This is a genomic window from Novacetimonas sp. GS1 (assembly GCF_036686925.1).
In the GTDB taxonomy this organism is placed as follows: Bacteria; Pseudomonadota; Alphaproteobacteria; order Acetobacterales; family Acetobacteraceae; genus Novacetimonas; species Novacetimonas hansenii.
Map to the genome: position 1 here is coordinate 1,864,142 of NZ_VSZP01000001.1, position 12,463 is coordinate 1,876,604.

The window sequence follows — 12,463 nt, forward strand, 5'->3', positions numbered from 1 at the left end:
CGACCTAGGTGGCAGTGTAGACCACTGCTATCCGAACCAGAGCAGGCCACGCGACTGAAGTCAGCGATATGACGGAGTTTCAGGTAGAGTCGCTGGATCGTGGCATATGTTTTTGACAGCCGCCATGCTCGGTATCCTGCCAAAGCATAAATGACTCATTTCTGTCAGTTAGAGACTGTTTGAAAAGCCAGGATCTATAACATCCTGATATTATAAATATTTTTCTGAATATTTTCCTGCAAAACTTCAGAAGCCACCCTCTTTTTGAAAAAAAAGAGGGCGCCCAGAAACTTTTCTTATTTTTATTGATGATTTGTTTTCAAGCAATCTTTTATGGATGCGTTAGAAAAGCTTCCTCCATAATGCTGTCTTTGCTGCACAAGACTACATCTGAAAATTTTTATGCTTGATCAGGCATCCTTGCGCGCTGCGATCAGGAATTCGCGGTTGCCTTCTGGTCCGGTAATGGGGCTGGGTTCAATTCCAAGGACTGACCAACCCGGCAGGGAATGCCACCAGTCATGGATCATTGTGCATACGGCATCATGGATGGCAGGGTCACGTACCACCCCCTTCGGGCCAATGGCCTCGCGACCGGCTTCGAACTGAGGCTTTATTAACGCAATTGCCCAGGTCCCCTGTGCGCACAGGTCGATGGCCGCAGGCAGGACAGTCCGCAAGCCGATGAAACTCGCGTCGCAGACCAGTGCACCTATATGATCCGGGATTACTTCGGCATTCAGGTGTCGTGCATTGCATTTTTCCAACACGACAACCCGTTGGTCATTGCGCAGCTTCCACGCAATCTGTCCATGTCCTACATCAACGGCATAAACTCTGTCTGCACCATGGGTCAGCAGCACGTCTGTAAATCCGCCCGTGGAGGCACCTACATCAAGGCAGGTCAACCCCCGGGGTGAAAAGCCGAAATGTTCCAGCCCATGCGCCAGCTTGATGCCACCACGTGATACCCAGGGATGATCCTGCCCCTTGACCGTCAGGGGGACGTCCTCGGCTAACTGGTCCCCCGGCTTGTCGATACGGCGGTTGGGCGTAAAGACCAGACCGGCCATGATGAGGGCCTGTGCACGCGTGCGCGTTTCAACCAGCCCCCGGTCAACCAGCATCTGGTCTACGCGCCGTTTTGCCATCTTGCCCTCCGTTACCTGATCCGGGTTGCCCGATCAGGCCATCTGCTGCGATGGGGAACGTCCCAGCGCACCAAGGGCCGTATCCACGATCGCCTGCGCATCGAGGCCGGCCTCGTGATATTGGGCGGTCTGGGTGTTATGGTCGATGAAGCGGTCAGGCAGGGCCATGGGCCGGAACCGGACACGGTCGAGCAGCCCGGTTCTGGCGAGGTGCATCATGACGAAGGCGCCAAAGCCCCCTGGTGCGCCTTCCTCGACGGTGATCAGCACGGCATGGTTGCGGGCAAGCTGCTCGATCAGGGCGGTGTCGAGCGGCTTGACGAAGCGCGCATCGGCCACCGTGGGGGCAAGCCCGTGGGCGGCCAGCATGTCGGCGGCCTTCAGCGCCTCGGCCAGGCGCGGGCCAAGCGACAGGATCGCGATCCCGCCACGTTCCGGCCCGGACTGGCGCGTCATCTCGCGCACGATGCGCCCGCGCCCGATTTCCATCACCTGTCCCACCGCCGGCAGGTCGAGGCCAAGCCCCCCGCCACGCGGGTAGCGGAGCGCGATCGGCCCTTCGTCGAACGCCGCCGATGTGGTGGTCATGTTGAGCAGTTCGAGCTCGTCGCTCGGCGCCATGATGGTGATGCCCGGCAGGCAGCCGAGATAGTTCAGGTCGAACGCGCCCGCATGCGTCGCGCCATCGGCGCCGACCAGACCCGCGCGGTCGATGGCGAAACGCACCGGCAGGTTCTGCAGCACCACGTCATGCATCACCTGGTCATAGGCGCGCTGCAGGAAGGTGGAATAGATCGCGCAGAACGGGCGCATCCCCTCGGTCGCAAGGCCGGCGGCAAAGGTCACGGCATGCTGTTCGGCGATGCCGACGTCAAAGAAACGCTCCGGGAAGGCTTTGGCGAACTTGTCCAGTCCCGTGCCCGAGGGCATCGCCGCCGTGATCGCCACGATCCGGTCGTCCGCTTCCGCAACCCGCAGCAGCTCGCGTGAGAAGACGGATGTATAGGACGGCGGCCCGGCGGGGCCTTTCTTCTGCTCGCCCGTGACGACATTGAACTTGGCGACGGCATGGTATTTGTCACCCGCCGATTCGGCCGGGGTATAGCCGCGACCCTTTTCGGTGATGACATGCAGCAGTACGGGGCCGAGGTCATCCGCGTCGCGCAGGTTGCGCAGGATCTGGACCAGCTGCGTCATGTTATGCCCATCGACCGGGCCGACATAGTAGAAGCCGAGTTCCTCGAACAGGGTGCCGCCGGTGATGATGCCGCGCGCATATTCGTCGGCCTTCTTCGCCGTGCGCTCCAGCCGGTCGGGCAGGCGCCTTGCCATCTTGGCGGCAAGGTCACGCAGGCTGAGGAACTTGCGCGAGGACATCAGTCGCGACAGGTAGCTCGACATCGCGCCGACGGGGGGGGCGATCGACATTTCATTGTCGTTGAGGATGACGATCAGCCGTTCCGCGCCAGGTCCGCAATGCGAGGCGTTGTTCATCGCCTCATACGCCATGCCTGCGGAGATGGAGCCATCGCCGATCACCGCGATGACGTTGCGTTCGCGATAGGACGGGTCGTGTTCGGCGCGCAGGTGGTGCGCCACCGCCATGCCCAGCCCGGCGGAAATGGAGGTGGAGGAATGCGCCGCGCCGAACGGGTCATATTCGCTTTCGCTGCGGCGGGTGAAGCCCGACAGGCCGCCCGGCTGGCGCAGGGTGCGGATGCGGTCGCGCCGCCCGGTCAGGATCTTGTGCGGATAGGTCTGGTGGCCGACATCCCAGATCACGCGGTCATCGGGCGTGTCGAACACGGCATGCAGCGCAACCGTCAGTTCCACAACCCCAAGCGACGCGCCAAGGTGCCCGCTGGTGGTCGACACCGTGTCGATCGTCTCCGCCCGCAGTTCGTCCGCAAGCGCCCTGAGCTGCTCCACCGAAAGGTTGCGCATGTCATGCGGGTAACGCACACGGTCAAGCTGCGCAAAACGGCCCAGCGTCGGGATCGATCCCCACGCATCCGCCTTGGGGGTCGGGGTATCAGTCATGCGCTCAGTTCCTGCGTTCTACCACGTAATTCACAAGGTCGCGCAGGCGATCTGCCTCGGACCCGAAGATATCGAGATGCGCCTCGGCCTGCGCCGCGATGCGGCGTGCCTCATGTGCGGCGCCCTCTACGCCAAGGAGGGCGACATAGGTGGACTTGCCGGCGGCTTCGTCCTTGCCTGCTGTCTTGCCGAGTTCCTCGGCGCTTGCAGTGGCGTCAAGCACGTCGTCCGCCACCTGGAACGCGGCGCCAAGGTCACGTCCGTAGGCCGCGATGCGTTCACGCAGATCCGGTGCCGCCTGTCCGAGGATCGCCCCGGCTTCGGCCGAATAGCGGATCAGGCAGCCGGTCTTGAGCGCATGCAGGCGCGCCACTTCCTCAAGCGACAGGGAACGGCCTTCGCCCTCCATGTCGATCATCTGCCCGCCCACCATGCCGGCGGCGCCAGATGCGGCGGCCAGTGTGGTGACAAGGTCGATACGCACACCGGCATCGCGATGGGTCGCGGGATCGGCCAGGATGCCGAACGCCATGGTCTGCAACGCGTCGCCCGCCAGAATGGCCGTTGCTTCGTCAAACTTGCGATGGGTGGAGGGCTGGCCGCGACGCAGGTCATCATCATCCATCGCCGGCAGGTCATCATGCACAAGCGAATAGGCATGCAGCATTTCGACAGACGCGGCGGCGCGATAGGCCCCGGCCTCCGCGACCTTGAACATGCTGGCCACCTCGGCCACCAGATACCCACGAAGGCGCTTGCCCCCGCCAAGCGTGGCATAGCGCATGGCATTAATCAGGCGGGCTTCGCCGCCACTGACCGGGGCCAGCAGGCGATCAATCGTGTGTTCGACCGCTTCGGCCCGCGCGGCAAGGGAGGCGCGCAGACGGACCATACGGTCCTTGCCGTCTTTTTCGGGCGAGGGTGCTGTTGTTTGGCTCATCTGACGCATCAATCCATAGATTTCGTATCCAGCGAACCATCGGCACGCTGGATGATCGCCTGAACGCGGGCCTCGGCCTCGTTCAACCTGGTCTCACAATACTGGCGAAGGGTAGCGCCACGCTCATATGCCTTGATGGCATCTTCCAGCCTGAGCTGACCGCCTTCCAACTGACGGACAATGCCTTCCAGTTCGGCAAGCGCATCCTCGAAGGAAAGGGAAGTCAGGTCATCTGTCATCGGCATGTCACACTTTCATCGTCATGGTGGCGCAGGAATTACAACTTTGGGCGGCCTTCTGCCAAGGGGACATATCACGCGATTGTCGCCAGATTGCTTGGCAAAGGTTACGGCATCTTGCATGGATATCTGCCCACGACAATGCCAATCCATTAAAAACTATTTATTTACAGTATCTTGCTTGCGTCGAATGACAAAAGACAGGGTGCCGCCCTCTTCACCGAATGCGATGAGCGCATGCCCGGTCTCCCGACAGAAGGCCTGAAAATCGGCAACGGATGCACGATCGGTGGCCATGACACGCAGGCGACCACCACCAGGCATGCCACGCAATATCCGGTTTGCCTTTAACACGGGGAGTGGACATGTCAGTCCGCGTGCATCAAGTAGGATTTCGTTCATGCCACGTCTGTTCCTTTGACACGGGGCCCATCCCCGGCATGTTGGGACTGGGCGGGGTTTGAAATCTGACCAGGTTCGGATCATAAAAGAAAACAAGCCATGGATGTAATCATGACGCACGAAAGTAGCTGCTGATGGGGCCTTATCGTATCGGAATCGATTTTGGTGGCACCAAGATCGAGATCGCGGCCCTTGGCCAGGACGGGCAGGAGCTGGTCCGTCGGCGCATTACCAATCCCGGCAATTATAGTGGCGCCATTCGTGCCATGTGTGAACTGATCGCGGGCGTGGACCACGAACTTGGCGGTCAGGGCACGGTGGGAATCGGTATTCCGGGCTCCATCAGTCCCGACACGCATGTTATCAAAAATGCAAATGCCACATGGCTGAATAACCAGCCCCTGCACAAGGATATGACCGAGGCCCTTGGCCGCGATGTCCGGGTGGAAAATGATGCGAACTGCTTTGCCCTGTCCGAAGCCATTGATGGGGCGGGGCAGGGGTACAAGACCGTGTTTGGCGTCATTATCGGCACCGGCATGGGGGCGGGCATTGTCACGGACCACAAGCTGATCATCGGGGCGCATCATATCGCGGGGGAATGGGGGCATGTCCCACTGCCGTGGCCGCGGCTGGAGGAATTCCCCATGCCCAAATGCTTCTGCGGCAACGAAGGGTGTATGGAGCGTTTCCTGAGTGGATCGGCCCTTGCGCAGGATTGGAAAGGTCCCGGGCACCGCAGCGCGGGCGGTATTGTGGAGGCGGCGGAAGGTGGCGATATCACAGCCATCGGGGCGCTGGACCGGTACATGGAGCGCATGGCGCGTGCCTGTGCGCTGGCGATCAACTTTCTTGACCCTGATGTCATCGTGCTTGGCGGTGGTGTGTCCAATATCAAGGACATTTATGACCGTGTGCCCCCGATGATGCGGCGGTATGCGATCACCCCCAATTGCAACACCCCCATCGTCAAGAATGTCCATGGCGACAGTTCCGGCGTCCGGGGTGCCGCGTGGCTGTGGAACACCCCGTAACATAATCCCGGCCTGTCCCCCCACTCAGAACCGGGAGAAAAGGGGACAGGCCCCCGGCACTTAGTTCGTATCACGTCCCCGGAAATCGGTGGCGATGACATAAAGTTCACTGGATTCCTTGCGGCTGGCTGGTGGCTTTGCATGCCGGACCTGCCCAAAGGAACGTTTCAGCGCCTGAAGCATCTGCTTTTCCGCCCCTCCCTGAAACACCTTGGCAATGAAGCTCCCCCCTGGTGCGAGAATCTGGGTCGCGAAATCCAGTGCCAGTTCGGCAAGGCCGATGATGCGCAGGTGGTCCGTCGGGGCATGTCCGGTGGTGTTGGGGGCCATGTCGGACATCACCAGGTCCGGCGCACCGTCAAGCAGTTCACGCAGGCGTTCTGGCATGTCGGGATCGTTAAAATCCCCCTCGATGATTGTGGCGCCCGGCACCGGGTCAACCGGCAAAAGGTCCACGCCTATGACGTGGCTTGCCCCCCGTTTTACCGCCACCTGTGCCCACCCACCGGGGGCGGCGCCAAGATCAACCACGCGCATGCCCGGCCGGATCAGGTGAAAACGGTCGTCAAGCTCTATCAGCTTGAATGCGGCACGTGAACGCCAGCCCTGTTTCTGTGCCGCCTGCACGTAAGGGTCGTTAAGCTGCCGTTGAAGCCAGCGATGCTGCGCCGTGGTGCGGCCGCGCGCCTTCTTGACAGTCACGGTCTGGTTCCGGGCAGAACGGACAGCGCCGGAATCGGCACTGGACAGGGTTTCGCCGGGGGTCAGGCTGCTGGAACGTGATTTTCCCGGAATTCTGGGTTTAGGGTCTGCTGGTCGTCGTTTCATGTAAGGGACCGTTCGTCGGCCTCAGCTTGTGCCGGACAGGAGAAAAGGATGAAGGTACCGGCTGCAAAGCGATACGCGAACTCCTGTCAATCATGCGCAAAAGCATGCCATCACGCAATCCTCGATCCGCCACGACCACTTCGGGCACCTGCCATGCCTGCTGGATTGCCTCGAAAATCGCGCAACCCGCCATGATATAGCGCGCACGGTCAGGGCCGATTCCCACATGGCCGGACAACCCCGCCCGATCCATGCCATTCAGTCGCCTGATCACCTTCAGCGCCTGCGTCATTGACAGGGTCGCGCCGTCAATCATGGACCGGTCATAACGGATCTGTCCCAGCGCGACACTGGCCAGCGTCGTTACCGTACCGCTGGTGCCCATCAATACGACATTGCCACATGCAATTTCACGCCGGATGCAATGTACGTCCTCAAACGCCTCCAGCTGCGCACGGACCATTGCGACCATGTGCCGGTATCCCCCGGGCGTAAATGCCGAATCGCCAAGCTGTTCCGATATGGTGATCACGCCCATCGGCAGGCTCAGATACCCGATCAGGGACTGCCGCGCGCGGGCATGGTCTGTACGCACCCATGCAATTTCCGTCGATCCGCCACCGATATCAAACAGCAATGCACGTTCCCGCAGGGGGGAGAAGCGACCGTCATGCAACAGCGAGGCGCAACTTGTCAGCGCCAGTTCCGCTTCTTCGCGCGCGGAGATGATGGAAATGGACAATCCGGTTTCGTCGCGGATGCCATCAAGGAACGCCAGTCCATTTTCAGCACGACGGCAGGCTTCCGTCGCGATGGCTGTATATTTCTTCAGTCCGGCACGGCGCATTCGTAAGGCACATGCCCGCAGGGCGTCGGCCGTGCGGGCCATCGCATCCTGCCCAAGGCGTCCCGTGTGATGCAGTCCCTCGCCAAGCCGCACGACACGACTGAAGCTGTCTATGACACGAAAGCCGCGTCCGGCAGGAGCGGCCACCATCAGGCGGCAGTTGTGAGTTCCCAGATCCAGAGCCGCGTACAAGGGCGCGGCGTACGGAAGACGCCTGAAATCAGACATCCCGAACATCTGGTGGCCTTGTCCCGGCACAGCGGGACGGGGAACGTCGTGGAGCATGCGTGCAATCCTTTGCCTTTCAAGGCATTCCATCATTGTGGGGACTGTCCTGCATTAAACGCAAGTCAAATATGTAATTGCATGAAAAGATCGAAAAAAGGTGGTTGCGCACCTCATGCACCGATGCTATCACCCCTTCACCGCAACGACAGCGCTTTCTACCTTAACGGGGTAGATCTGCTGGGGGATAGTTTAGCGGTAGAACTACCGGCTCTGACCCGGTCAGCCCTGGTTCGAATCCAGGTCCCCCAGCCATTATTTTTCTGAAATAAAATCAATGCCTTACAGGCACGAGAACAGGTGTTTGTAGAAAGCTGTGTAGAGCCTTAAAGTCGGTTTTCCGCTCTGTCAGCCATTTTCATGCAAATCCAGAATCACTGACCCCCGCAAAGCCAGGTACCCAGAACAGATATCCCCTGATATCATCTCGGGCGGAAAACCAGTATCTAGCAATTATCCAAGGGCACCTAAGAGTGCCCTTGGATAATTCGCATAAACATGCAAATTAAGATGCATAATATCCTACAAAAAAAATAGAAATATATTCAAATGGGCGTCATGTGTGTCTGTGCCTCTACAACATCTCTTTTGGAATGGTTCCCACATGGAGAGATTTTCCATAATATAATTCATGTAGTATTTATTTTTTATATTTGTTTTTTAGTATAATAACACTTGAATCATAAATCTAATTAAGTAAATGCAATCATTGTATCTATAAATTTTATCTCTTATAATAAATAATATGATCTAATGGTTTTTTATTTGCGTATGGAAGTATTAATGATTTATTTGGATGTGCGATTTTAAGCACTACGGCAGAAATATGTTTCGCCTGTCTTCAGAAAAAACCAATATTATTGAGAGAATTTTTCCATTGTTGATGGGCGATAAATTCTGGAGGCATGGGGTGTCCAGTCGACATATGCTCTGGACTTGAACAGTTCAAACCGTGCTGCCCAAACCGTTGTCGGGGGGAGGAGAGACTATCCCACCGTAACCGGCAGTACCGGCAGGAAATGTGACGTATCGTGCTGGGGTTCCACCAGTTCGGTCCACACGCCACGCCGCATGATCTCTGCAGAGCGGAAGCGCGATTTGTATGCCATCTTGGGGCTACCCTTGATCCAGTATCCTAAATAGAGGTGTGACAGCCCCATCATGCGGACACGCTCCACCAGATACAGGATGGCATAAGTACCAAGGGACCGTCGTGGCATATCAGGATCGAAAAAGGTATAGACGGCCGAGAGCCCGTCTTCGACCCGGTCCAGCAGGCTGACACAGATCAGTTGGCCGCTATGGTCACGGAATTCGATCATGAAGGTCCGGATGGGCGTATCTTCGATCATGTTACGGTAATCGCCCGCATTCATGCCTGCCATGTCGCCATTGCCATGTCGTGACAGTTGATATCGCCGGAACAGGGCGAATTGTTCTTCTGTCGCACGGGGCAGGACATCCATGCTGAGCAGTTCGCGGTTACGGCGGAAAATACGCTGTTGCGTGCGATCGGGGCGGAAGCGGTTGACCGGCAGGCGAATGGGCACGCAGGCGGTACATCCGGCGCAGACCGGGGCATAGGCGATTGTGTGGCTGCGGCGGAAACCAGCACTGGAAAGCCGATTATGAAGCTGTTCCGCCTGTGGGCCGGTAATATCGGTAACGACCTTGCGCTCCATACGCTCCGGCAGATAGGGGCAGGGCATCGGCGCAGTTGTATAGAACAGTTGCGGATGCCGTGGTGATGTATAGGTCATACGGGTTCACCAGCAGTTCACGATGCCCGTTTTCATTCCCTCCATCGGTTAAAAATACCAATGCGCAGGGATGGGAAAACAGAACGATGGCCGTGATGATAACGTATCTTTGGCTGGATCGCATTACAAACCGCAATACCGACGCGATCACATCTCTTTCGCGTCGGTATCGGGGGGGCAGATCAGCCTTCGAGCAGGAGCCGTGCGGCATCAAGTGCGAAATAAGTCAGGACCCCATTGGCGCCCGCACGCTTAAAGGCAGTCAGGCTTTCCAGGATCGTGCGATCACGGTCCAGCCATCCGTTCTGGATCGCCGCCATGATCATCGCATATTCGCCAGATACCTGATAGGCGAAGGTCGGTACCGCGAATCTTTCACGCACTTTCTGGATGATGTCCAGATATGGCATGCCGGGTTTGACCATGACCATGTCGGCACCTTCATCAAGGTCAAGGGCAACCTCACGCAGGGCCTCGTCGCTATTGGCAGGGTCCATCTGATATGTCTTCTTGTCCCCCTTCAGCAACCCGCCAGATCCCAGTGCATCACGGAACGGGCCATAGAATGCACTGGCATATTTGACGGCATAGGACATGATGCGCGTGTCGTGCATGCCCTGTGCGTCAAGTGCCTGACGGATGGAACCGATGCGCCCGTCCATCATGTCCGATGGGGCGATGATGTCGATCCCGGCTGCCGCCTGGTTCAGCGCCTGCTGGGTCAGGATTTTCACGGATGGGTCGTTGATGACATATCCGTCCTCGATCAACCCATCATGGCCGTGGCTGGTATAGGGGTCGAGCGCCACGTCGCCAATCAGGCCGATTTCCGGGAATTCACGCTTCAGCAGGCGTGCCGCACGGCACATCAGGCTGTCGGGGTTCAGGGCTTCGGTCCCTTTTTCATCACGCAGTTCCGTCGGCGTGATGGGAAACAGGGCAAGGGCAGGGATATCAAGCTTTGCCGCAGGTTCCACATGGGCGGCCAACCGGTCGAGGCTGACGCGGCGCACGCCGGGCATGGAGGCGACATCGGTGACGCTATCCGTGCCTTCGGTAACGAAAATCGGCCAGATCAGGTCATCGGTCGTCAGCGTGGTTTCGCGCACAAGGCGACGGGTGAAACTGTCCCGTCGGTTACGTCGCAGGCGGGTATGGGGAAAACGACCGATGGTCATGAAATGCAGCCTCCTGAAAAAAGCGGCCCGAGTATGGAACCGGGCCTGTGTGATGCCAAATTATGATGCGTTAACCCGCAGGACATGAAATCCAGTGCGTGCCCTATGCATCGTCCTCTTTATGTCCTGCGTTGCTGCGGCCCAGGACACTGTTGCGATGTCCATAGCAGAGGTAGATCATGATCCCGACCGCCAGCCATATGATAAGGCGGACCCATGTCAGCCCGTCGAGCGAAGCCATGACGGCAAGGCATGATATGATGCCCAGCACCGGGATGACATATCCCCCCGGCACGCGAAAGGCGCGGGTGCGGTCGGGTTCATGCATGCGCAGCATGATGACGCCCAGGCAGACAATGGCAAAGGCCAGCAATGTGCCGATGGAGGTCATGTGCGCAAGCTGGTCGATGGGCAGGAACGCCGCGAAACTGCCGGTCAGCAGCATGAAGAACAGGTGTGAATAGGCGGGCGTCTGGCGCACGGAATGGGTCACACTGAAGATCCGCGGCAACAGCCCGTCGCGTGACATGGCGTAAAAGACCCGGCTCTGTCCCAGAAGGAGTACCAGCAGTACCGATGTAAACCCGCAGATGACACCAATCTTCACCGCGACCTTCAGCCAGCCGAAAGGTGTCTGGTCGATGGCCGTCGCAACGGGGGCCGCATCGCCCAGCATGTCCTTGTAATTGACCAGCCCTGTCAGCACGAAGGAAAACAGCACATAGGCCAGCGTACAGATCAGCAGGCTGCCCAGGATGCCAATCGGCATGTCACGGGCGGGATTGCGTGTTTCCTGTGCAGTGGTGGAAATGGCGTCAAACCCCGCATAGGCGAAGAAGATCGTCCCTGCCGCGCGCATCACGCCGGAAAAGCCGAAATGCCCGAATTCCCCGGTATTGGGCGGAATGAAGGGGGTATAGTTCGCCACCTTGATATAGGGCAGGCCAAAGCCGATCACAGCCGCGATAATCGCCAGCTTTATGACCACGATAACGCCATTGACCCGTGCGGATTCAGAAATGCCGCGTATCAGCAGCAAGGAAATGGCCACGATGATGAAGGCGGCAGGCAGGTTGATCAGCCCATGTGCCTGCGTCCCATCGGACAGCAGTACCGTTTCAAACGGGGAGGCGGTCAGGCGCGGGGAAATCCCGATCCCCCAGCCCGCAAGCAGCGATGTCACATAGCGTGACCAACTGACGGAGACGGCGGCCGCCCCGACTGCATATTCCAACACAAGGTCCCACCCGATGATCCATGCCACCAGTTCACCAAGCGCGGCATAGGCATAGGTATAGGCGCTGCCGGCGATCGGGATCATGCTGGCGAGTTCGCTGTAACACAGCCCGGCAAAGCTGCATGCAATGGCCGCCAGCAGGTAGGACAGTACGACCGCAGGCCCTGCATTGGTGGAGGCGGCGATCCCGGTCAGGGAGAACAGGCCCGCGCCGATCGTGCCCCCCACGCCCAGCGCGATCAGGTTGACCGGCCCCAGCACGCGTTTCAGCCCCCCGGCTGAGGAGGCTTTGACCGACACGTCCTGCCGCCGCAGGAGGGATGCAAGGAAACCACTGCTTACGGTGCGTGTCATGCGCGATATTTCCCGTCAATCGGGACACAGGAAAGGATCAAATCAGGACGCTCCGTCATTTTGGCGTTGTCTAACCGCCACGATATGGCACATAGCAACGCTGTATCCATGCCCTCTTGCACAAGGAAGGCATCAGCCGTCTTTAGACGATGGAGAATTATAACGGTG

11 protein-coding genes and 1 tRNA gene are annotated in these 12,463 nt (G+C 58.6%); 2 read left to right on the forward strand and 10 right to left on the reverse strand.

From position 1 onward, the window contains the following. Nucleotides 1-410: 410 nt before the first annotated feature. The 5 genes from FYB92_RS08515 to FYB92_RS08535 all read right to left on the reverse strand — a co-directional run bounded on the left by FYB92_RS08515 (nucleotide 411) and on the right by FYB92_RS08535 (nucleotide 4,772). Nucleotides 411-1,151, reverse strand: a complete 741-nt coding sequence (locus FYB92_RS08515) for a TlyA family RNA methyltransferase (protein ID WP_332828478.1) — start codon at nucleotides 1,149-1,151, stop codon at nucleotides 411-413. A gap of 33 nt (nucleotides 1,152-1,184) precedes the next feature. After that, the gene (gene dxs, locus FYB92_RS08520) at nucleotides 1,185-3,191 is read right to left on the reverse strand and encodes a 1-deoxy-D-xylulose-5-phosphate synthase (RefSeq protein WP_332828479.1); all 2,007 of its coding nucleotides are present in this window, start codon (nucleotides 3,189-3,191) and stop codon (nucleotides 1,185-1,187) included. 4 nt (nucleotides 3,192-3,195) lie between these two features. Continuing rightward, nucleotides 3,196-4,083 (reverse strand): polyprenyl synthetase family protein, encoded by an 888-nt coding sequence (locus tag FYB92_RS08525; protein ID WP_247067649.1) that lies wholly within the window; start codon nucleotides 4,081-4,083, stop codon nucleotides 3,196-3,198. Nucleotides 4,084-4,139: 56 nt separating this feature from the next. Then, nucleotides 4,140-4,370, reverse strand: a complete 231-nt coding sequence (locus FYB92_RS08530; RefSeq protein ID WP_247067648.1) for an exodeoxyribonuclease VII small subunit — start codon at nucleotides 4,368-4,370, stop codon at nucleotides 4,140-4,142. A 159-nt stretch (nucleotides 4,371-4,529) separates the two neighbouring features. After that, nucleotides 4,530-4,772 (reverse strand): sulfurtransferase TusA family protein, encoded by a 243-nt coding sequence (locus tag FYB92_RS08535; protein WP_003620233.1) that lies wholly within the window; start codon nucleotides 4,770-4,772, stop codon nucleotides 4,530-4,532. A gap of 134 nt (nucleotides 4,773-4,906) precedes the next feature. Here FYB92_RS08535 and FYB92_RS08540 point away from each other — a divergent pair, with 134 nt between their 5' ends. Further along, the gene (locus tag FYB92_RS08540; protein WP_003620232.1) at nucleotides 4,907-5,806 is read left to right on the forward strand and encodes an ROK family protein; all 900 of its coding nucleotides are present in this window, start codon (nucleotides 4,907-4,909) and stop codon (nucleotides 5,804-5,806) included. Nucleotides 5,807-5,866: 60 nt separating this feature from the next. Here FYB92_RS08540 and FYB92_RS08545 read toward each other — a convergent pair whose 3' ends face one another. Together FYB92_RS08545 and FYB92_RS08550 are read right to left on the reverse strand one after the other, a co-directional pair. Next, nucleotides 5,867-6,634: an RlmE family RNA methyltransferase gene (locus FYB92_RS08545; RefSeq protein ID WP_062808918.1), complete on the reverse strand. Its 768-nt coding sequence runs from the start codon at nucleotides 6,632-6,634 to the stop codon at nucleotides 5,867-5,869. Beyond that, nucleotides 6,609-7,766 (reverse strand): Ppx/GppA phosphatase family protein, encoded by a 1,158-nt coding sequence (locus tag FYB92_RS08550; protein WP_239015781.1) that lies wholly within the window; start codon nucleotides 7,764-7,766, stop codon nucleotides 6,609-6,611. Before FYB92_RS08550 ends, FYB92_RS08545 begins: the two co-directional genes overlap by 26 nt. A 181-nt stretch (nucleotides 7,767-7,947) precedes the next feature. Between FYB92_RS08550 and FYB92_RS08555 the strand changes: the two genes are divergently transcribed. Then, nucleotides 7,948-8,021 (forward strand) — tRNA-Gln (locus tag FYB92_RS08555). 731 nt (nucleotides 8,022-8,752) lie between these two features. Here FYB92_RS08555 and FYB92_RS08560 read toward each other — a convergent pair. From FYB92_RS08560 to FYB92_RS08570, 3 genes are all read right to left on the reverse strand, one after another. Next, nucleotides 8,753-9,526 carry an arginyltransferase gene (locus FYB92_RS08560; RefSeq protein ID WP_062808917.1) on the reverse strand — a complete coding sequence of 258 codons (774 nt, stop codon included), beginning with the start codon at nucleotides 9,524-9,526 and terminating at the stop codon, nucleotides 8,753-8,755. Between the two features lie 182 nt (nucleotides 9,527-9,708). Continuing rightward, nucleotides 9,709-10,704, reverse strand: a complete 996-nt coding sequence (gene hemB, locus FYB92_RS08565; protein ID WP_003620228.1) for a porphobilinogen synthase — start codon at nucleotides 10,702-10,704, stop codon at nucleotides 9,709-9,711. A 103-nt stretch (nucleotides 10,705-10,807) separates the two neighbouring features. Beyond that, on the reverse strand, nucleotides 10,808-12,295 hold the full coding sequence (locus tag FYB92_RS08570; protein WP_332828480.1) for an amino acid permease: 1,488 nt from the start codon (nucleotides 12,293-12,295) through the stop codon (nucleotides 10,808-10,810). Nucleotides 12,296-12,463 lie beyond the last annotated feature (168 nt).

Bases quoted from the DNA above. Each gene is read 5' to 3' on its own strand.
- FYB92_RS08515 (WP_332828478.1), bottom strand. From the start codon at position 1,151: ATGGCAAAACGGCGCGTAGACCAGATGCTGGTTGACCGGGGGCTGGTT.
- dxs (WP_332828479.1), bottom strand. From the start codon at position 3,191: ATGACTGATACCCCGACCCCCAAGGCGGATGCGTGGGGATCGATCCCG.
- FYB92_RS08525 (WP_247067649.1), bottom strand. From the start codon at position 4,083: ATGGTCCGTCTGCGCGCCTCCCTTGCCGCGCGGGCCGAAGCGGTCGAA.
- FYB92_RS08530 (WP_247067648.1), bottom strand. From the start codon at position 4,370: ATGACAGATGACCTGACTTCCCTTTCCTTCGAGGATGCGCTTGCCGAA.
- FYB92_RS08535 (WP_003620233.1), bottom strand. From the start codon at position 4,772: ATGAACGAAATCCTACTTGATGCACGCGGACTGACATGTCCACTCCCC.
- FYB92_RS08540 (WP_003620232.1), top strand. From the start codon at position 4,907: ATGGGGCCTTATCGTATCGGAATCGATTTTGGTGGCACCAAGATCGAG.
- FYB92_RS08545 (WP_062808918.1), bottom strand. From the start codon at position 6,634: ATGAAACGACGACCAGCAGACCCTAAACCCAGAATTCCGGGAAAATCA.
- FYB92_RS08550 (WP_239015781.1), bottom strand. From the start codon at position 7,766: ATGCTCCACGACGTTCCCCGTCCCGCTGTGCCGGGACAAGGCCACCAG.
- FYB92_RS08560 (WP_062808917.1), bottom strand. From the start codon at position 9,526: ATGACCTATACATCACCACGGCATCCGCAACTGTTCTATACAACTGCG.
- hemB (WP_003620228.1), bottom strand. From the start codon at position 10,704: ATGACCATCGGTCGTTTTCCCCATACCCGCCTGCGACGTAACCGACGG.
- FYB92_RS08570 (WP_332828480.1), bottom strand. From the start codon at position 12,295: ATGACACGCACCGTAAGCAGTGGTTTCCTTGCATCCCTCCTGCGGCGG.